The organism is Halomonas sp. B23F22_10, assembly GCF_043496975.1.
In the GTDB taxonomy this organism is placed as follows: Bacteria; Pseudomonadota; Gammaproteobacteria; order Pseudomonadales; family Halomonadaceae; genus Halomonas; species Halomonas smyrnensis.
Map to the genome: position 1 here is coordinate 545,852 of NZ_JBIEKF010000001.1, position 17,988 is coordinate 563,839.

Consider the following 17,988-nt stretch of genomic DNA (forward strand, 5'->3'; position numbering starts at 1 on the left):
GCGATCCGCGATCACGAGGGAGACACGACATGGAACGGTTCTGGCTGGGGGTGAAGCTGGTGCTGCTGGCGCTGGTGTTCGTACTGGTCGTGCAGAATCTGAATCTTGTCCAGGTGCGCCTGCTGACCTGGAGCTTCTCGGTACCGCTGGCGCTGTTGATCGCGGCTCTCTACCTGCTGGGGATGATCAGCGGACGCAGCCTGATGGGGCTGGTGCGGCGCCTGCGTGGCCAGCAGGAGCACGCCAAGCACCGCTGAGTCGCCGGAGGTTCGCGCGGTCATCCGCTACTCGACGTGGGTCACCGCCTGATGCCGTGAGTCCAGATGCCACGGCAGGCCCAGGCGGGCGTTGCGCTCCAGCTCGGCGATTACCTGGGCGCCGAGCAACAGGATGATGGCGCCGACTTCCAGGGTCAGCAGCACCACGATCAGCGTCGCCAGCGAGCCGTAGACGGCGTTGACGAACGACAGATGGGCGAAGTAATAGACCAGCAGCAGCCGGGCGCCCTCCCACAGCAGGGCGGCGACGAAGCCGCCCACCAGGGCGCGCCTGAGCGCCACCTTGACCACCGGCATCACCTTGTAGATGGCGCTGAACAGCAGGAACACGCCGGCGAAGCTGGTCAGGTTCAGCGCCGTGCTCGAGAGCCCCGCCAGGGGCAGCTCCCTGCCCAGCAGCGCCATCCACAGCGTATTGACCGCATCCGCCAGGCTGACCAGCAGCGTCAGGCCCATCAGCCCCGCGCCCAGCACCACCATGAAGGCGTACGGCATCAGCACCGAGACCCAGGCCGAGCGCCCGACGTGGGTATCGGGCGCGTGGAAGATGATCGCCAGGGCGTCCTCCAGCATGCGAAAGGCGAAGGAGCTGAACACCAGCAGCACCGGCAGGCCCAGAATGCCGATCGCCTCGCGCGAGTCGAGCAGCGAGCGCACGGCGTCGAGCAGCACCTCGGCGTGGGCGGGGGCCAGATGGCGCGCCTGGATCGACAGCAGGGTGAGCAGCTGCTGCTCGTCGACCACCCGCGCGAGCAGGACCACCATCACCGCGAACAGCGGCACCACCGAGAGCAGGATGTTGTAGCCCACGCCGCCGGCCAGCAGGATGCCGCGATTGCGCAGGAAGGCGCCGAGCACGCGCCAGACGAAGCTCAGTACTCGCCGGGTGTGGCGGAAGCGGCGAGATGACGAGGTGGCGCTGGCGGGAGGCGGTGTCATGGCGGGGCCGGGTCGAGGAAGTCTGACGGCATGATAGGCCGCTCGACGGCATTGGCGTCAATCCCGCCGCGGCCGGCGGGTGATCCTGGCTGTCGTTCTCGGGCACCGAGATGGCATTCACCGGCCGCCGGGACGGCGGGTATACTGATGGCCTGTGCCGCCCGGGCGGCCATCCCAACCGAGGTAAGGAGCAAGTCGTGATCGAAGGGGTCAAGCACATCGTCGCCGTGGCGTCCGGCAAGGGCGGAGTGGGCAAGTCCACCGTCACCGCCAACCTGGCGCTGGCCATGGCCGCCGAGGGCTACCGTGTGGGCGTTCTGGACGCCGATATCCACGGCCCCAGCCAGGCCAAGATGCTCGGCGTCGCCGAGGGCGCACGCCCCGAGGCGGCGGGCGAGAAGACCATGAAGCCGATGCGGGCCCACGGCCTGCAGGTGATGTCCATGGCGTTTTTGATCGATACCCGCGAGCCCACCGTCTGGCGCGGCCCGATGGTCGCCGGCGCCTTCCAGCAGCTGCTGACCCAGACCGTGTGGGACGAGCTGGACGTGCTGTTCGTCGACATGCCCCCCGGCACCGGCGACATCCAGCTGACACTGGCCCAGAAGGTGCCGGTGGACGGCGCGGTGATCGTCACCACGCCCCAGGACATCGCCCTGCTGGATGCGCGCAAGGGCATCGAGATGTTCCGCAAGGTCAACGTACCGGTGTTCGGCGTGGTGGAGAACATGAGCCTGCACGTCTGCTCGAGCTGCGGTCACAGCGAGCCGATCTTCGGCGAGGGCGGCGGCGAGCGCATCGCCGAAGAATACGACACCCGCGTGCTGGGCCAGCTGCCGCTGACGCTGTCGATCCGCGAGCAGGCCGACGGCGGCGCGCCCACCGTGGTCGCCGAGCCGGACGGCAAGGTCACCGCCAGCTTCCGCGCCATGGCCCGTCAGGTGGCCGAGCAGCTCGAGGGCGCCTCGTCCGACACGGGCCCGGCGATCTCGTTCAGCGACTGAGCCCGCCGGCGGCGAGAACCGTGACGCCCGCTCCCGGGGCCGCTATCATGGCGGCCCCTATTCGTTTCGATTCCACCCAGCAGGACGACCCATGAGCATCAAATCCGACCACTGGATCCGCCGCATGGCCGAGCGGGAAGGCATGATCGAGCCTTTCGAGGCCGACCAGGTGCGCTATGTGAACGACCGGCGGGTGATCTCCTACGGGACGTCCAGCTACGGCTACGACGTGCGCTGCGCCGATGAATTCAAGGTGTTCACCAACATCCACTCGGCGGTGGTGGACCCCAAGGGCTTCGACGACAACAGCTTCGTCGACGTCAAGGGCGACGTCTGCGTGATCCCGCCCAATTCCTTCGCCCTGGCGCGCACCGTGGAGTACTTCCGCATTCCGCGCAGCGTGCTGACCATCTGCCTAGGCAAGTCGACCTATGCCCGCTGCGGCATCATCGTCAACGTCACGCCGCTGGAGCCGGAGTGGGAAGGGCACGTGACCCTGGAGTTCTCCAACACCACCAACCTGCCGGCCAAGATCTACGCCAACGAGGGCGTGGCCCAGATGCTGTTCCTGGAGTCCGACGAGGTCTGCGCGACCTCCTACAAGGATCGCGGCGGCAAGTATATGGGGCAGAGAGGCGTGACCCTGCCGCGCACCTGAGCACCGGTTAGACGGAAAGCGCCGAGCTACAAGCGCCGAGCTACAAGCGCCGAGCTACAAGCGCCGAGCTACAAGCGCCGAGCTACAAGCGCCGAGCTACAAGCGCCGAGCTACAAGCGCCGAGCTACAAGCGCCGAGCTACAAGAAAACCCCGAAGGCTTCCACCTTCGGGGTTTTCTTTTGCTCTCGGCGATTTCAGGCTATCGACTTGCAGCTTGCAGCTTGCAGCTTGCAGCTTGCAGCTTGCAGCTTGCAGCTTACTCCTCGATATCCTCGTCCAGCTCCTCGGCCGCGTCGGCGTGGGACATGCGCAGGCCCTGTTCCGGCAGCGGCATGCCGTCGAAGCGGGCGCCGCCTTCGCCGAACTGCAGGCGACCCTCCAGGCACCACTTCACGGCGATCGGGTAGATCAGGTGCTCGCGGGCGTGGACCTTGTCCTTGAGGCTTTCCTCGGTCTCGCCGTCGGCCACCTCGACCGCCGCCTGGAGCAGCACCGGGCCGCCGTCGAGCTCCTCGGTGACGTAGTGCACGCTGCAGCCGTGCTCGGCGACGCCGTCGGCCAGCGCCCGGGCGTGGGTGTGCAGGCCCTGGTAGGCCGGCAGCAGGGACGGATGGATGTTGATCAGCCGGCCCAGGAAACGCTGCACGAAGCGCGGCGTCAGGATGCGCATGAAACCGGCCAGTACCACCAGGTCGGGCTCGTGACGCTCGATGACCTTGATCAGGGCGCCGTCGTAGGCCTCGCGGCTGTCGTATTCGCGATGGGGCAGGGCGACGGCGTCGATGCCGGCCTCGCGGGCGCGCTGCAGGCCGTAGGCGTCGGCCTGGTTGGAGATCACCGCGACGATCTCGCCGCCCAGGCGGTCGTGGACCTGCTCGTCGATCAGCGCCTGGAGGTTGCTGCCGTTGCCGGAGATCAGCACCACCACCCGCCGAGCCTCGGCGGGCTCGGGGGTGAAGTCCTGCAGGGTATCGCTGCTGTAGTCGTTCTCGCTCATCCCTTCAGGTTCTCCAGCTGGACGACCTCCTCGTCGTCTCCGCGGGCGACGATCTCGCCGATGCGGTAGACCGTCTCACCGAGGCCCTGCAGGTGGGCGCGGGCCTGGTCGGCCTTGTCGGCCGGCACCGCGATGACCATGCCGATACCGCAGTTGAGCACGCGGTACATCTCGTTTTCCTCGACGTTGCCCTGCTGCTGCAGCCAGTCGAAGACCGCCGGGTGTTCCCAGCTGGCCACGTCGACGCGGGCGGCGGCGCCCTCGGGCAGCACGCGCGGCAGGTTCTCGGTCAGGCCGCCGCCGGTGATGTGCGACAGGGCGTGCACCGGCACGTCGGTTTCCTTGATCAGCGACAGCAGCGGCTTGACATAGATGCGCGTCGGCGCGAGCAGCGCCTCGCCCAGCGGCTTGCCGTCGATGGCGGTGTCCAGGGAGGCGTCGGAGACCTCGAGGATCTTGCGGATCAGCGAGTAGCCGTTGGAGTGGGGGCCGGAGGAGGCCATGCCCAGCAGCACGTCGCCCTCGGCGACCTGGCTGCCGTCGAGGATCTCGTCCTTCTCGACCACGCCGACGCAGAAACCGGCCAGGTCGTAGTCGTTGCCCTCGTACATGCCGGGCATCTCGGCGGTCTCGCCGCCGACCAGGGCGCAGCCGGCCTGCTCGCAGCCGGTGCCGATGCCGCTCACCACGTCGGCGGCGATGTCCACGTCGAGCTTGCCCGTGGCATAGTAGTCGAGAAACATCAGCGGCTCGGCGCCGGCCACCACCAGATCGTTGACGCACATCGCCACCAGGTCGATACCGATGGTGTCGTGGCGGCCCAGGTCCATGGCCAGGCGCAGCTTGGTGCCGACACCGTCGGTGCCGGTGACCAGCACCGGCTCGCGGTAGCCGCTGGGCAGCTGGCACAGGGCGCCGAAGCCGCCCAGGCCGCCCATCACCTCGGGGCGGCTGGTGCGCTTGGCGACGCCCTTGATGCGGTCGACCAGCGCGTTGCCGGCATCGATGTCGACGCCGGCGTCCTTGTAGCTGAGGGAGGCGCCGCTCGGGCGGTTGGTGGAATCGGTCATGGCCTGTCCTGTATGAACATTGCGGTCAATAATGCCCTTGGCGCTGTCGGCGCCGCCGGGCTGGGCAAGATGGGGCGTGAATTGTAGCATCACGGCGCACGGCTCGCACCGCCGTGCCGGGCATCACACAGGGAGAGCGAGATGCGCAGACAGGGGTGGGTCCTGGCCGTCACGGCGGCGCTGGGGCTGTGGTTCTTCATCAGCATCGAGCCGGTGTTGATGCCGTTTTTCATCAGCGCGGTGCTGGCCTATCTCGGCGATCCGCTGGCCGACCGGCTGGAAGACAAGGGGTTGTCGCGGCGGTTGTCGGTGTCGCTGGTGTTCCTGCTGTTGACGCTGGTCATCGTGCTGACGCTGTTGCTGGTGATTCCGCTGCTGGGCCGCCAGATCGGCCAGTTGGCCCAGCTGCTGCCGGCGGCCCTGGACTGGGTGCAGGCCACGGTGCTGCCCGAGATCCGCCGCCTGACCGGCATCGATCTGGGCACCGACTTCGACCAGCTGCGCCGGGCGCTGCTCGACAATTGGCGCGAGACGGGCACCGTGGCCGCGACCCTGCTGGCCAAGGTGTCCCAGTCGGGGCTGGTGCTGGCGGCCTGGATCGGCAATCTGGCGCTGATTCCGGTGGTGACCTTCTATCTTCTGCTCGACTGGGACGTGCTGGTGGCCAAGCTGCGTGGGTCGCTGCCGCGTCAGTGGGAGCCGGCGGCGGCGCGCCTGGGCGGCGAGTGCGACGAGGTACTGTCGGCCTTCCTGCGCGGCCAGCTGATCGTGATGCTGTGTCTGGGCGTCATCTATGCCGTCGGCCTGACCCTGCTGGGGCTCAAGTTCGGGCTGCTGATCGGCCTGCTGTCGGGGCTGGCCAGCATCGTGCCCTATCTGGGCGTGATCGTCGGCATCAGCGTCGCCGGCCTGGTGGCTTTCTTCCAGTTCGGCGACTGGCTGATGCTGCTCGCCGTGGCCGGGGTCTTCGGCTTCGGCCAGCTGGTCGAGAGCACCGTGCTGCAGCCCAAGCTCCTCGGCGACAAGATCGGCCTGCATCCGGTGGCGGTGATCTTCGCCGTGCTGGCCGGCGGCCAGCTGTTCGGCTTCACCGGCATCCTGCTGGCGCTGCCGGTGGCCGCCGTGGTGATGGTGGTGTTGCGTTATCTTCACGAGCATTATAAAAACAGCACACTTTATGACGCGGGACGCAGCGCCCAGGACGAGGAGTCACCATGAGCCGAGCACCCGCGCAGCTCCCGCTGGGCGTGGGGCTGCGTGACGACGCTACCTTCGCCAACTTCCATCCCGGCCCCAGCGCCACCCTGGTCGATCGACTGAAGCGGCAGCTGGATGACGACGGTGAGCCCTTCTTGTATCTGTGGGGCGGCGAGGGTGTGGGCCGCAGCCACCTGCTGCAGGCCGCCTGTCACGCCGCCTCGGATCGCGACCGTCGTGCGCTCTACCTGCCGCTGGAGGAGCTCGGCCACTTTCCGCCGCTGATGCTGGAGGAAGTGGAGCGGCTCGACCTGGTCGCCATCGATGACATCGACCGCGTGGTAGGGCGAAAGCGCTGGGAAGAGGCGCTGTTCCACGCCTTCAATCGCCTGCGCGACGAGGGCAAGCGGCTGGTGATCGCCGCCGAGGCGCCGCCGCGTCAGCTGGCGGTGAAGCTGCCCGATCTGGCCTCGCGGCTGACCTGGGGCATGACCTTCCACGTGCAGGGACTGGGCGACGATGATCGACTGGCCGCCCTGCAGCTGCGGGCGCGGGTGCGCGGCATGCAGCTGCCGGACGAGGTGGCGCGCTATATCCTGCACCGCGGCCCGCGCAAGCTCGATGCGCTTTTCGACGCCCTGGAAACCCTCGACCAGGCCTCGCTCTCGGCCCAGCGCAAACTGACCATACCGTTCGTCAAGCAGGCGCTGGGCTGGTAGTCCGCGCCGGCTCGCCCGGGCCGGCGTTCCTGCCTTGTTTTCTCGGCGCCTCGCCTGGCGTCCCTCTCAGCGGCTCAGCTGCACCTCGTGACGCCGGCCGTCGGAGAGTGACACCTGGTGGATGATCACCCGGCGTTGGCCGCTCGCGGGATCGACCACGCTGCTCGAGACATAGAAGCTGCCGGACGGCAGGCCGCGCAGCACGAAGTAGCCGTCGCCGTCGGTGCGGGTGGTGTGGGTGTAGGCCCGGGCCCGCGGATCGGCGGGCTCCACCGCGCGTCCGGCCAGCGCCTGTTCGGCGGCCTCGGCGGAGTAGGTGGTGATCGGCGCCACCGAGACGGTCTCGCCGCGGCCGACCACGGTACCCGAGGCGGTGTTCAGGGTCAGCCGGCCGCTGAGCGCGGCGCTGCCGGTCTTCTCCAGGGCGGCGTATTCGTCGGCGGGGAAGGACACCTGACGCGGCACGCGGCCTTGGGACGACGTTGCCGTGCCGGGGGCCTCGCCGCCGATGTCGATCACCTCGGCGGGGCCGCGTCGCGTGGCGCCGTCGGGCGGCAGCAGCTGGCAGCCGGTGAGGATCAGGCCCGTCAGGATGGGCAGACAGGCGGATCGCATGGCGCGCGTCGCCACGCGGTTCATCGTACTGGTCATCGCACTCTCCCGTGAGGGTTGGCCCTGTGCGGGGAAGAGCTTAACGCATATGCACAACGAAAGGGCCACCGCCGATGGCGGTGGCCCCGAGAGACTGCCTGGACCGCTGGACTTACTTGGCGGCCTTGGTCGCGGTCTCGGTGGCCTGCTTGACGTTTTCTTCGGTCAGCTTCTGGCTCTGCTGGACGAAGTCCTGCTGCAGGGAGACGACCTTCTCGGCGTCGCCCTTCATGCGCTCGGTCAGGTCCTTGGCGACCTTCTGCTGGCCTTCCATGTAGCTGCGCAGGCCTTCGGCATCCTTGACGTCGAGCAGGGCGCGAAGCTGGGCCATGCCGGTTTCGGTGTAGGCGCGGCCGGCCTCGAGCTGGGCGTTGGTCAGCTTCTCGGCGTAGTCCACGGACAGGCTGGCATAGGCGCGGGCCGGGCCGAAGAACATGGATTCGAACTGTTCGGTGAACTGCTTGGTATCGAAGTTTTGCATCGTCTTCGCCTCCTGTGATGGCGCACGTTGCGAAGGCCTGGGCTGGATGCCGCCGCCTTCTCTCCTCTGTTGCAATGCACAATAGCAGCGCTTTTTGTGCAGTGCAACATCCTCGATTCGGCTTTTCGTCCTGTCGGCGTCTTGCAAGCCGGCGGGTGCGCCACCATGGTGACAGGAGACCATCAGCCAGGAGGCGAACATGAGCGAGCACCGCATCGAGCGCGACAGCATGGGCGAACTGGAGGTCCCGGCCGATGCCCTCTACGGCGCCCAGACCCAGCGGGCGGTGAACAACTTCCCCGTATCCGGCCAGGCGATGCCCACGGGCTTCATTCATGCCGTCGCCCGCATCAAGCTGGCGGCGGCCCGGGTCAATCGCGACCTGGGGCTGCTGGACGCGGCCCGGGCCGAGGCCATCGAGGCGGCCGCCGAGGCGGTGATCGCCGGGGACCACGACGGTCAGTTCCCGGTGGATGTCTTCCAGACCGGCTCCGGCACCTCCAGCAACATGAACGTCAACGAGGTGATCGCCCATCTGGCCAGCCGCGACGGCCTGGACGTGGGGCCCAACGACCACGTCAACATGGGGCAGTCGAGCAACGACGTCGTTCCCACCGCGCTGCATCTCTCGGCGGCGCTGGGCGTGACCTGCGAGCTGCGTCCGGCGCTGGTGCACCTGCGCGGCACCATCGACGTGCGCGCCGAGGCGCTGGACGATGTGGTCAAGACCGGCCGCACCCACCTGATGGATGCCATGCCGCTGCGCTTGAGCCAGGAGCTCGGCGGCTGGTCGAGCCAGGTCGGCCAGGCCATCGAGCGCTTCGACGATGCCATGGGGCGGCTGTGCCGGCTGGCCCAGGGTGGCACCGCGGTGGGCACCGGCATCAACGCTCATCCCGAGTTCGCCAGCCGGATGGCCCAGGAGCTCGGCCGGCAGACCGGGCTTGCGCTTGCGCCCAATGACAGCTTCTTCGCCAGCCTCGGCAGTCAGGATGCCGCGGTGGAGCTGTCCGGCCAGCTCAAGGCGCTGGCCTGCACGATCATGAAGATCGCCAACGACCTGCGCTGGATGAACTCCGGGCCGCTGGCGGGGCTCGGGGAGATCGAACTCGAGGCGCTGCAGCCGGGCAGCTCGATCATGCCGGGCAAGGTCAATCCGGTGATTCCCGAGTCGGCCGCCCAGGCCGCCGCCCAGGTGATCGGCCACGACGCGGCGGTGACGGTGGCGGGGCAGAGCGGCAACTTCCAGCTCAACGTCATGCTGCCGCTGGTGGCGTACAACCTGCTGGATTCGATCACCCTGATGCGCAACGCCGCCTGGCTGCTGGCCGACCGCGCCATCGCCACCTTCAAGGTGCGCGAGGATCACCTGAGCGAGCCGCTGTCGCGCAATCCGATCCTGGTGACCGCGCTGAACTCGGTGATCGGCTATGACGCCGCGGCGGCCATCGCCAAGAAGGCCTACCAGGCGGGGCGGCCGATCATCGATGTGGCGGACGAGGAGACCGGCCTCGGCCGCGAGGAGCTCGAGCGGCTGCTGGATCCGGCCGGGCTGACCCGGGGCGGCATCCCGGGCTAGGCCTCGGCGAGATGGCCGGGAGCGTCAGTCGTCCTGCTCGCGCTCCCGAGCCTCCTCGACGGTCTCCACCGCGTCGCGATGCTCGTCTCTGGTCGCCGTCGGGTTCTCGTGCTCGTCGGCGCGGGAGGGGCGATAGCACAGCGTGGTCAGGATCGGGAAGTGGTCCGAGCCGAAGGACGGCAGGCGGCGCATGCGCCCGAGGGTGAAATGCTCGCTGGCGAAGACGTGATCCAGCGGCCAGCGCAGCAGCGCGTGCTGGGCATGGAAGGTGCTGAACATGCCGCGGCCGCGGCGCGGGTCGAGCATGCCGCTGACCCGGCAGAACAGCCGGGTGCTGCGCGACCAGGCCACGTCGTTGAGATCGCCCGCCACCACGGTGGGCACCGGGTCCTGATGGATGTGCTTGGCCACCAGCATCAGCTCGCCGTCCCGCCACAGCGACTCCTCGCTCTCGCTGGGCGCCGGCGGGCGCGGGTGCAGGGCGTGGAAGCGGATATGATCGCCGCTCTCGAGCTCGATGCCGCAGTGGATCGAGGGGATGTCGTCCTGGATCAGCCACTTGACCCTGGGGTCCACCAGCGGCCGGCGGGAATAGAGGTGCATGCCGTAGAGGTTGTCCAGCGGCACGCGTACCGCATGTGGCCAGTCGTCGCCCAGCCCCTCGTCGAGGCGCTCGCCCCACCAGGCGTCGGATTCGAGGGTCAGGATCAGGTCGGGGTCCTGCTCGCGGATGATCGCGAGCAGGGCATCGCTGTCGCGGTTGGGGGTCAGCACGTTGGCGACCAGCAGCGTCAGGCAGCGATCCGGGCGGTCGTTCCGGGCGCGCTTCACCTGCACCGGCCACAGCGGTGTCCAGGGCAGGATGTAGCGCAGCTGGATGGCGAGCACGGTGACACCCGTGGCGGCGATCCAGGGCGTCATGGCCGCATCGGCCAGCGGCGAGGCCAGCGCGCAGGCGGCGCCGGCGAGGCCGATCTGCAGGCGCGGGAACTCGCAGGCCCTCAGCCACCACCAGTGCCCGGGCACCCGGGCGATCAGGCTGGCCAGCAGCACAAGAGCGGCGATCCCGCCGAGCACCCATCCGAGTATCCCATCGAGCATCTCACTCTACCTCGCGTCGGTCCATGATAGGCGCCGTCCGTCACGCCCGTCGTTCGAGGGTAAGGGCTAAGGCGATCGATCGCGAGGGCGGTGAGCGATATCGGCTCAGGCGCTGGCGCGAGATGGCGCGTCGGTCGCCGCCTCATCGGGGACGGTCGGGCTCTCGCCGTCTGTCGTCTCGGCGAAGTACTCCGCCAGCCGCTGCTCGGCCAGCTCGTCGAAGAGGATCTCGCAGGCCTCGCGCAGACCCGGCGAGGCGCGCAGCGCTTCCTTGCCCACCACCAGCGAGATCTTGGAGCGCCGACGCAGGAAGTCCTCCAGGCGAGTGATCATCTCGCGCTCGCGGGCCTGCTCCAGCTCGCCGCGCAGATACTCGGTGCCTTCGATCAACAGCTCGCCCTGGCGCGGGTCCTGCTCGATGCGCTCCAGCAGCGCGAAGGCGTGCCGGCCGTAGCGGCGCCACAGGCGAACCGTGAGCGGTTCGCTGGAACCGGCCGGCGTCAGGGCGTCGAGCCCCATGCGCTCGGCGCGGGCGAGGAAGTCGCGCCTGACGTCGTCGCCCGGCTCGCCGTACCAGCGGGCGTCGGGATCGGGCGGCGCGATGCCGAGTCGCTCGACCTCGGCGACGATCTCCTCGCCGACGTTGAGACAGTCGGTCAGCTTGCCGCCGAAGATGCTGATGTGGCGACGCTTCTCGTCGGTGTCGATGGCGTGCTTGCGCGACAGCTGCAGGAAATCGCGCCCCTCGCCGCCGCTGGCCTTGACCGCCAGCGGGCGCACGCCGCAGCGCGTCGAGATGACGTCGTCGCGTGTCAGCGGCGTCGGCAGGGTCAGACGCTTGTTGATGTTGTCGAGCACGAAGGCCACGTCGTCGTCGGTGACCGAGACCTCGGGCGCGTCGACCGGCGTGTCGGTGGTGCCGATGCAGGTGCGCGGCCCCATGGGAATGGCGAAGAACAGCCGGCCATCGTCGGCGAAGAAGGCCAGCACGCGGTGGTGATCGGTGAGCCGCGGCACGATCAGGTGGATGCCCTTGGAGTAGGCGTGGCGATGCTCGGTGGCCTGGCCGGTGAGGGCGTTATGGGCGTCGACCCAGGGGCCGGCGGCGTTGATCAGCACCCGGGAGCGGACCTCGAAGGTCCTGCCGCTGATCCCGTCGCGCACCCGGGTCAGCCAGCCGTCGCCGCTGCGCCGGGCGCCTTCCGAGGCCACGTAGTTGGCCGCGCAGCCGCCGTGGTCGAGGGCGCTGCGTACGAAGTTGAAGACGAAGCGGGCGTCGTTGTCGTGCAGGTAGGCATCGGAGTACTCGAGTCCACCCGCCGCCTCCCCGACGTCGACGATGGGCTCGCGGCGGCGAATGCCGGCGGGGCGCAGATAGTGGGGGATTCGCGTGGCGCCGTGGCCCATCAGCCAGTAAAGCCAGGCGCCCGCCCACAGGGTGTGGGGGCGGTGGCGGAAGCCGCGGCCCACGGTGGTCAGGAAGCGGATCTCCTGCACCGTGGAGGGGAAGCTCTCGATCAGGTGGTTGCGGCTCTTGCACAGCTTGCGCACCAGACCGAAGTCATGGCTTTCCAGGTACTTGATGCCGCCCCAGGCCAGGTTGGAGGATTGCTGGCTGGTGGCGCCGGCGAAGTCGCCGCGGTCGATCAGCGCCACCCGGACGCCCTTGCCGGCGAGCGCTGCCGCCGCCGAGGCGCCGTTGATGCCGCCGCCGACGATCAGGACATCGAAGGTCTCGTCGGCCAGGCGCTGGATGTTGCTGTCTCGCAGTTGCATGAGAAAGGCTCCGTCGGGGGGGGGGGGGCTGCCAGGCGCCCGCGGCGAGCGCCCGGATCGGATCATTCGTCGTCTTCGCGCTCCCAGTCCATGGTGCGGCGCACGGCCTTCTTCCAGCCCTTGTAGCGTCGCTCGCGCTCCTCGGTCGTCATCTCGGGCGTGAAGGTGCGGTCGAGCTCGCCCTTGTCGGCCACTTCGGGCTGGGTCCACAGGCCGACGGCGATGCCGGCCAGGTAGGCGGCGCCCAGCGCGGTGGTCTCGGTGACTCGGGGGCGGGCGACGTCGACGCCGAGCATGTCCGACTGGAACTGCATCATCACGTTGTTGGCCACGGCGCCGCCGTCGACCCGCAGTGATTTCAGCGTGATGCCGGAATCGTTCTGCATGGCGTCGATGATGTCGCGGCTCTGGTAGGCCAGGGCGTCCAGGGTGGCGCGGATGACGTGCTCCTTGCTGGAGCCCCGGGTCAGCCCGAAGATCGCGCCGCGGGCGTACATGTCCCAGTAGGGCGCGCCGAGACCGGCGAAGGCCGGGACCACGTAGACGCCGCCCGAATCCTGCACCTTGCCGGCGTAGTACTCGGAGTCCTCGGCGGAGTCGATCATCCTGAGCTCGTCGCGCAGCCACTGCACCGCGGCGCCGGCGATGAAGATCGAGCCCTCCAGGGCGTAGGTGACCTTGCCGTCGAGGCCCCAGGCGATGGTGGTGAGCAGGCCTGAACGCGAGGGCACCGGGGTTTCGCCGGTGTTCATCAGCAGGAAGCAGCCGGTGCCGTAGGTGTTCTTGACCATGCCGGTCTCGAAGCAGGCCTGGCCGAACAGTGCCGCCTGCTGGTCGCCGGCGATGCCGGCGATGGGAATCCGGGCGCCGCCGAACATCTCGCCGCCGGTGGTGCCGTAGACCTCGCTGGAGGAGCAGACCTCGGGCAGCATGGCGCGGGGAATGTTCAGCGCGTCCAGCAGCCGGTCGTCCCAGTCGAGGGCGTGGATGTCGAACAGCATGGTGCGCGAGGCGTTGGTGACGTCGGTGATGTGCCGCTCGCCGCGGGTCAGGTTCCAGACCAGCCAGCTGTCCATGGTGCCGAACAGCAGCTCGCCGCGTTCGGCCCGTTCCTGAGCGCCCTCGACCTGGTCGAGGATCCAGCGGATCTTGGTGCCGGAGAAGTAGGCGTCGACCACCAGGCCGGTGGCCTCGCGGATATGACGTTCCAGCCCGCGCTCCTTGAGGTCGTCGCACAGCGGCGCGGTGCGGCGGTCCTGCCAGACGATGGCGGGATGGATGGGCCTGCCGGTCTCGCGGTCCCAGATCACGGTGGTCTCGCGCTGGTTGGTGATGCCGATCGCCGCCACCTCGGCGGGCTTGATGCCGTAGGTCTCGAGGGCCTCACGGGCGACGCCCATCTGGCTGCCCCAGATCTCCATGGCGTCGTGCTCGACCTGGCCGGGCTGCGGGTAGGACTGGGTGAATTCCTTCTGGGCGCTGCCGACGATGCGGGCCTGTTCATCGAAGAGGATGGCGCGGCAGCTGGTGGTGCCCTGATCGAAGGACATGATGTAGCGAGCGGTCATGAGCTGGGTTCCTTGGCGTGGATCGATTTATTGTCGTTCGGTATCGAGAGCGTGACGGTAAATCAGCCGTGGTGGCTCGAGGCGGTGCGTCGGCCGGCGAGGGCGCCGACCACCAGGTAAAGCAGCACGGCCGCCAGCGCCACGGCCAGCACCGTCAGGCTGCCTTCGACCACCACGTGCTGATAGAAGAGCCCGCCGCCGATGCCGCCGATGATCGGGCCGAGCACCGGAATCCAGGCGTAGCGCCAGTTGGCGCCGGTCTTGCCGGGGATGGGCAGCAGGGCGTAGGCCAGCCGGGGGCCGAAGTCGCGAGCGGGATTGATGGCATAGCCGGTGGTGCCGCCCAGTGACAGCCCGATGGCCAGCACCAGCAGGCCGACGATCAGCGGGTTCAGGCCTTCGGTGAAGTCGTTGGCGCCGATGGCCAGCACGCCCAGGGCCAGCACGAAGGTGCCGATGATCTCGCTGAGCAGGTTGGCCGGGGCATTGGCGATGGCGGGGTCGGTGCAGAACACCGCGCGCTTGGCGCCGGCGTCCTCGGTGGCGCGCCAGTGCGGGGCATAGTGCAGCCAGACCACCACGGCGCCGAGAAAGGCGCCGATGAACTGGCCCAGCAGATAGATCGGCACCTGGCGCCAGGGGAATTCGCCGATCGTCGCCAGGGCGAGGGTGATCGCCGGGTTGATGTGGGCGCCGCTGAAGCGGCCAACGGCATAGATGGCCATGGCCACGCCGAGGCCCCAGCCGAAGGTGATCACGAGCCAGCCGCTGGCTTCGGCCTTGGAGCCCTTGAGGACCACGCCGGCGACGACGCCGCCGCCGAAGATGATCAATAGCATGGTGCCGAGCAGTTCACCGAGAAAGGGTGTCATGAGCGAGTCTCCTTTGGCGTGTTGTCGTTGTCGTCGGCAACCCGAACCTCATGTTCGAATTCGCCTCTTTTGTTCTTTTGTTTTCGTTATCGAAAATAATGCTAGTGGAGCCCGCCAGGGCAGGCAAGGCGCCTGAGGCGGATGAGGGCTACGACTTTGGTGGTGCGATAGGTGGGTGTTTGCTGAATCATGCCGGGCGGGGCGATGGTGGGAGCGTGCGTTAACGAGAGAGGCCGCCGGGGCCGGTGCCCGGCAGAATGGATGCGTGATGGCTAATGATTGAAATCGAACATTTAGGGCGCCGAAGAGGCGGCGGGTAGGCTCTCAGGGGATGTGCAGCGCCACCTCGTGCTCGCGCAGCAGCGCCAGGATGGCCTCGGGCGGCTCGCGGTCGGTGAACAGGGCGTCGAGCTGGGAGAGATTGCCCTGGCGGACCACGGGGTTGCGGTGGAACTTGGAGTGATCGGCGGCCAGGAAGACCTGGCGCGAGTTCTGGATGATGGCCTGGGCCACGCGGACTTCCTGATAGTCGAACTCCAGCAGCGAGCCGTCCTCGTCGATGCCGCTGATGCCGATCAGGCCGATGTCGACCTTGAACTGGTGGATGAAGTCGATGGTGGCCTCGCCGATGATGCCGCCGTCCCGCGACCGCACCTGACCGCCGGCGACGATGACGGTGAAGTCTTCCTTGTGGTGCAGGGTGGCGGCCACGTTCAGGTTGTTGGTGATCACCTCGAGCCCCTGGTGCTCGAGCAGCGCCTCGGCCACCAGTTCGTTGCTGGTGCCGATGTTGATGAACAGCGAGGCGTGGTGGGGGACCTGGCGAGCCACTGCCTCGGCGATGCGACGCTTGGCCTCCAGGTTGAGCGTCTTGCGCGTGGCGTAGGAGGCGTTGACCGTGCTCGATTCTAGCCCGGCGCCGCCGTGGACCCGGCGCACGCGGCCCTCGCCGGCCAGGGTGTTGAGATCCCGGCGAATCGTCTGGGGGGTGACCGAGAAGTGGTCGGTCAGCTGCTCGATGCTCACGTAGCCCTGGCGCTGGATCAGTTCGACGATGGCGTCATGTCGTTGTGGTTGTTGCATTCCGTGGTTCCCTTGAGGCCGGATTCGTCGAAAACTGGCCATGATCGTAAAGGAAGCGCCGGGCCCTTGGCGAGTGAGGTCGTGTCGCCGTGAAGGGGATGCGCGGCGTCGCTCGAGAGAGGCTTCGGGGCGGAGGTGGTAGGGGCTCGAATCGGGGAATCATTCGGCGAACTCAAGGGCTTGCATTTTTCCGCGGGGTCCGTAGAATACGCATCCGTTGTCACGGCACAGATCGCCGCAAACAGCAATGTAGGACCATAGCTCAGTTGGTTAGAGCGCCACGTTGACATCGTGGAGGTCGGCGGTTCAAATCCGCCTGGTCCTACCATCGCGACACGACATCGATAGCAGGACCATAGCTCAGTTGGTTAGAGCGCCACGTTGACATCGTGGAGGTCGGCGGTTCAAATCCGCCTGGTCCTACCATCGCGCACCGCGACATCGACAGCAGGACCATAGCTCAGTTGGTTAGAGCGCCACGTTGACATCGTGGAGGTCGGCGGTTCAAATCCGCCTGGTCCTACCAGATTCCGTAAAAACGCCCCGAGGCTCACGCTTCGGGGCGTTTTTCGTTGTGCCTGTGGCTGTCTGCGGCTCGGTGGTGCTGGAGCGATGCGCTTCCGCCCGGCGGCAGTCGTGGCCGCCGGGCGGAGCAGGCCTCTAGTCGAGATCGCTGCGCTCGGTGAACACCTTCACCAGCGCCTCGAGGCCGGCCTGATCGTCGGCGCCGAAGCGGCCGCGCGTCGGGCTGTCCAGGTCGAGCACGCCCCACAGACGGTCGTTCACCACGATCGGGATCACCAGCTCGGCCTGGGAGGCGGCGTCGCAGGCGATGTGGTCGGGGATGGCGTGGACGTCTTCGACCCGCTGCGTCTCGCGGGAGCGCGCCGCGGCGCCACATACGCCCTTGCTGAATGGAATCGGATGGCAGGCGGGCTGGCCCTGGAAGGGGCCGAGCGACAGCACCTCCGGCCGGCGCTGCAGATAGAAGCCGACCCAGTTCAGTTCGGGCACCTGCTGCATGATGAAGGCGCAGGTCTGGGCGCTGTTGGTCAGCCAGTCGCGGGTGTCCAGCAGGGCGTCGAGCTGGCGGGCGAGCAGGGCATAGTCGGTCATGATCTCTCCTTCAACGACGGAGGCCGGCCCATGGGCCGGCCTCATCGGTGCGTGATCGCGCACCATGGCGCGATCGTGCGCCTTATTTGGCTTCGTCTTCGGTCCAGCCCGGCACCGCGGCGCCGCCGAACAGCTCCTCGGCCTTGGCGGCCACGTCGTCGCTCTGGTAGGCGTCGACCAGCTGCTGAATCTCCTCGCGGTCCTCGTCACCGGCGCGCACGGCGATCAGGTTGACGTAGGGCGAGTTCGGGCCTTCCTTGATCAGTGCGTCGTCCAGGCTCAGGCCGGCCGGCTGGGCGAAGGTGTTGTTGATGAAGGCCATGTCCACGTCGGGCAGCACGCGGGGCAGCTGGGCGGCCTCGATCTCGCGGAAGTCGAAGTCATGCGGGTTCTCGACAACGTTCAGCGGGGTGGCCTCGAGGTTCGACGGGTCGTCCAGGGTGATCAGGCCCTGCTCGTGCATCAGGATCAGCGAGCGGCCTTCGTTGGTCGGGTCGTTGGGCAGGGCGATGGTGGCACCGTCCGGCAGCGCGTCGATGCTGTCGAACTTCTCGGAGTAGGCGCCGATCGGGTAGACGAAGGTGTGGCCGGCGATGGCGAAGTCGTAGCCGCGGTCGTCGATCATCGACTGCATGTACGGCTCGTGCTGGTAGGCGTTGGCATCCAGGCTGCCGTCGGCCAGGGCGGCGTTGGGCGTGACGTAGTCGGTGAACTCGACGATCTCGACGTCCAGGCCGTACTCGCGCTCGGCGACGTCGGCGGCGACCTGCATGACATCGGTTTCGGGGCCGGCCACGGTGCCGATCTTGATGCCGTGCTCGTCGGCGTTGGCCTGGCCGATCGCGAGGGCCAGGGCGGAAGCGGCGAGGCCGCCGATCAGGATGCTGCGCATATCGAT

At 68.0% G+C, this 17,988-nt stretch carries 18 protein-coding genes and 3 tRNA genes; 9 read left to right on the plus strand and 12 right to left on the minus strand.

Translation table 11 applies throughout. The features are described 5' to 3' along the window. The first annotated feature begins 29 nt into the window (after positions 1-29). Positions 30-257 carry a lipopolysaccharide assembly protein LapA domain-containing protein gene (locus tag ACGTNF_RS02425; RefSeq protein ID WP_394600296.1) on the plus strand — a complete coding sequence of 76 codons (228 nt, stop codon included), beginning with the start codon at positions 30-32 and terminating at the stop codon, positions 255-257. Positions 258-284: 27 nt separating this feature from the next. Here ACGTNF_RS02425 and ACGTNF_RS02430 read toward each other — a convergent pair whose 3' ends face one another. After that, complete coding sequence (locus tag ACGTNF_RS02430; protein WP_394600297.1) at positions 285-1,217, minus strand: YihY/virulence factor BrkB family protein; 933 nt, start codon at positions 1,215-1,217, stop codon at positions 285-287. Between the two features lie 200 nt (positions 1,218-1,417). On the opposite strand from ACGTNF_RS02430, the gene apbC reads away from it, so the two are divergent. Both apbC and dcd read left to right on the plus strand, forming a co-directional pair. Next, positions 1,418-2,221: an iron-sulfur cluster carrier protein ApbC gene (gene apbC / locus ACGTNF_RS02435; protein WP_394600536.1), complete on the plus strand. Its 804-nt coding sequence runs from the start codon at positions 1,418-1,420 to the stop codon at positions 2,219-2,221. Between the two features lie 91 nt (positions 2,222-2,312). Beyond that, entirely contained in the window at positions 2,313-2,879 is a 567-nt protein-coding gene (gene dcd, locus ACGTNF_RS02440) for a dCTP deaminase (RefSeq protein WP_016854669.1), read from the plus strand. Positions 2,880-3,136: 257 nt separating this feature from the next. On the opposite strand, the gene purN is transcribed toward dcd, so the two are convergent. Continuing rightward, positions 3,137-3,877 carry a phosphoribosylglycinamide formyltransferase gene (gene purN, locus ACGTNF_RS02445; RefSeq protein ID WP_016854670.1) on the minus strand — a complete coding sequence of 247 codons (741 nt, stop codon included), beginning with the start codon at positions 3,875-3,877 and terminating at the stop codon, positions 3,137-3,139. Next, positions 3,874-4,947, minus strand: a complete 1,074-nt coding sequence (purM, locus tag ACGTNF_RS02450) for a phosphoribosylformylglycinamidine cyclo-ligase (RefSeq protein ID WP_394600298.1) — start codon at positions 4,945-4,947, stop codon at positions 3,874-3,876. The genes purN and purM overlap by 4 nt, the downstream gene beginning before the upstream one ends. A 141-nt stretch (positions 4,948-5,088) precedes the next feature. Between purM and ACGTNF_RS02455 the strand changes: the two genes are divergently transcribed. Together ACGTNF_RS02455 and hda are read left to right on the plus strand one after the other, a co-directional pair. Further along, entirely contained in the window at positions 5,089-6,165 is a 1,077-nt protein-coding gene (locus ACGTNF_RS02455) for an AI-2E family transporter (RefSeq protein WP_394600299.1), read from the plus strand. Then, complete coding sequence (gene hda / locus ACGTNF_RS02460; protein WP_016854673.1) at positions 6,162-6,863, plus strand: DnaA regulatory inactivator Hda; 702 nt, start codon at positions 6,162-6,164, stop codon at positions 6,861-6,863. Before ACGTNF_RS02455 ends, hda begins: the two co-directional genes overlap by 4 nt. A 66-nt stretch (positions 6,864-6,929) precedes the next feature. Here the strand turns inward: hda and ACGTNF_RS02465 are convergent, their stop codons facing one another. Both ACGTNF_RS02465 and ACGTNF_RS02470 read right to left on the minus strand, forming a co-directional pair. Then, positions 6,930-7,514, minus strand: a complete 585-nt coding sequence (locus ACGTNF_RS02465; protein WP_394600300.1) for a hypothetical protein — start codon at positions 7,512-7,514, stop codon at positions 6,930-6,932. 112 nt (positions 7,515-7,626) lie between these two features. Then, on the minus strand, positions 7,627-7,995 hold the full coding sequence (locus ACGTNF_RS02470; RefSeq protein WP_016854675.1) for a phasin family protein: 369 nt from the start codon (positions 7,993-7,995) through the stop codon (positions 7,627-7,629). 199 nt (positions 7,996-8,194) lie between these two features. Here ACGTNF_RS02470 and ACGTNF_RS02475 point away from each other — a divergent pair, with 199 nt between their 5' ends. Continuing rightward, a complete protein-coding gene (locus ACGTNF_RS02475; protein WP_394600301.1) occupies positions 8,195-9,574 on the plus strand; it encodes a class II fumarate hydratase in 1,380 nt (459 codons plus the stop codon). 24 nt (positions 9,575-9,598) lie between these two features. Here ACGTNF_RS02475 and ACGTNF_RS02480 read toward each other — a convergent pair whose 3' ends face one another. The 5 genes from ACGTNF_RS02480 to ACGTNF_RS02500 all read right to left on the minus strand — a co-directional run bounded on the left by ACGTNF_RS02480 (position 9,599) and on the right by ACGTNF_RS02500 (position 15,974). Beyond that, positions 9,599-10,663 (minus strand): endonuclease/exonuclease/phosphatase family protein, encoded by a 1,065-nt coding sequence (locus tag ACGTNF_RS02480; protein WP_394600537.1) that lies wholly within the window; start codon positions 10,661-10,663, stop codon positions 9,599-9,601. 117 nt (positions 10,664-10,780) lie between these two features. Further along, positions 10,781-12,451 (minus strand): glycerol-3-phosphate dehydrogenase/oxidase, encoded by a 1,671-nt coding sequence (locus ACGTNF_RS02485; protein ID WP_394600302.1) that lies wholly within the window; start codon positions 12,449-12,451, stop codon positions 10,781-10,783. 62 nt (positions 12,452-12,513) lie between these two features. Beyond that, the gene (gene glpK, locus ACGTNF_RS02490) at positions 12,514-14,019 is read right to left on the minus strand and encodes a glycerol kinase GlpK (protein WP_394600303.1); all 1,506 of its coding nucleotides are present in this window, start codon (positions 14,017-14,019) and stop codon (positions 12,514-12,516) included. A 62-nt stretch (positions 14,020-14,081) separates the two neighbouring features. Beyond that, the gene (locus tag ACGTNF_RS02495) at positions 14,082-14,891 is read right to left on the minus strand and encodes an MIP/aquaporin family protein (RefSeq protein ID WP_394600304.1); all 810 of its coding nucleotides are present in this window, start codon (positions 14,889-14,891) and stop codon (positions 14,082-14,084) included. A 324-nt stretch (positions 14,892-15,215) separates the two neighbouring features. Beyond that, complete coding sequence (locus ACGTNF_RS02500; protein WP_394600305.1) at positions 15,216-15,974, minus strand: DeoR/GlpR family transcriptional regulator; 759 nt, start codon at positions 15,972-15,974, stop codon at positions 15,216-15,218. Positions 15,975-16,225: 251 nt separating this feature from the next. Here ACGTNF_RS02500 and ACGTNF_RS02505 point away from each other — a divergent pair. The 3 genes from ACGTNF_RS02505 (at position 16,226) to ACGTNF_RS02515 (ending at position 16,500) form a co-directional block, all read left to right on the plus strand. After that, positions 16,226-16,302, plus strand: a tRNA-Val gene (locus tag ACGTNF_RS02505). Between the two features lie 21 nt (positions 16,303-16,323). Beyond that, positions 16,324-16,400 (plus strand) — tRNA-Val (locus tag ACGTNF_RS02510). A 23-nt stretch (positions 16,401-16,423) separates the two neighbouring features. After that, positions 16,424-16,500: transfer RNA gene (locus ACGTNF_RS02515), tRNA-Val, on the plus strand. Between the two features lie 134 nt (positions 16,501-16,634). On the opposite strand, the gene msrC is transcribed toward ACGTNF_RS02515, so the two are convergent. Together msrC and ACGTNF_RS02525 are read right to left on the minus strand one after the other, a co-directional pair. Then, a complete protein-coding gene (gene msrC / locus ACGTNF_RS02520) occupies positions 16,635-17,090 on the minus strand; it encodes a free L-methionine (R)-S-oxide reductase MsrC (protein WP_394600306.1) in 456 nt (151 codons plus the stop codon). A gap of 82 nt (positions 17,091-17,172) precedes the next feature. Further along, positions 17,173-17,982: a MetQ/NlpA family ABC transporter substrate-binding protein gene (locus ACGTNF_RS02525; RefSeq protein WP_394600307.1), complete on the minus strand. Its 810-nt coding sequence runs from the start codon at positions 17,980-17,982 to the stop codon at positions 17,173-17,175. Positions 17,983-17,988 lie beyond the last annotated feature (6 nt).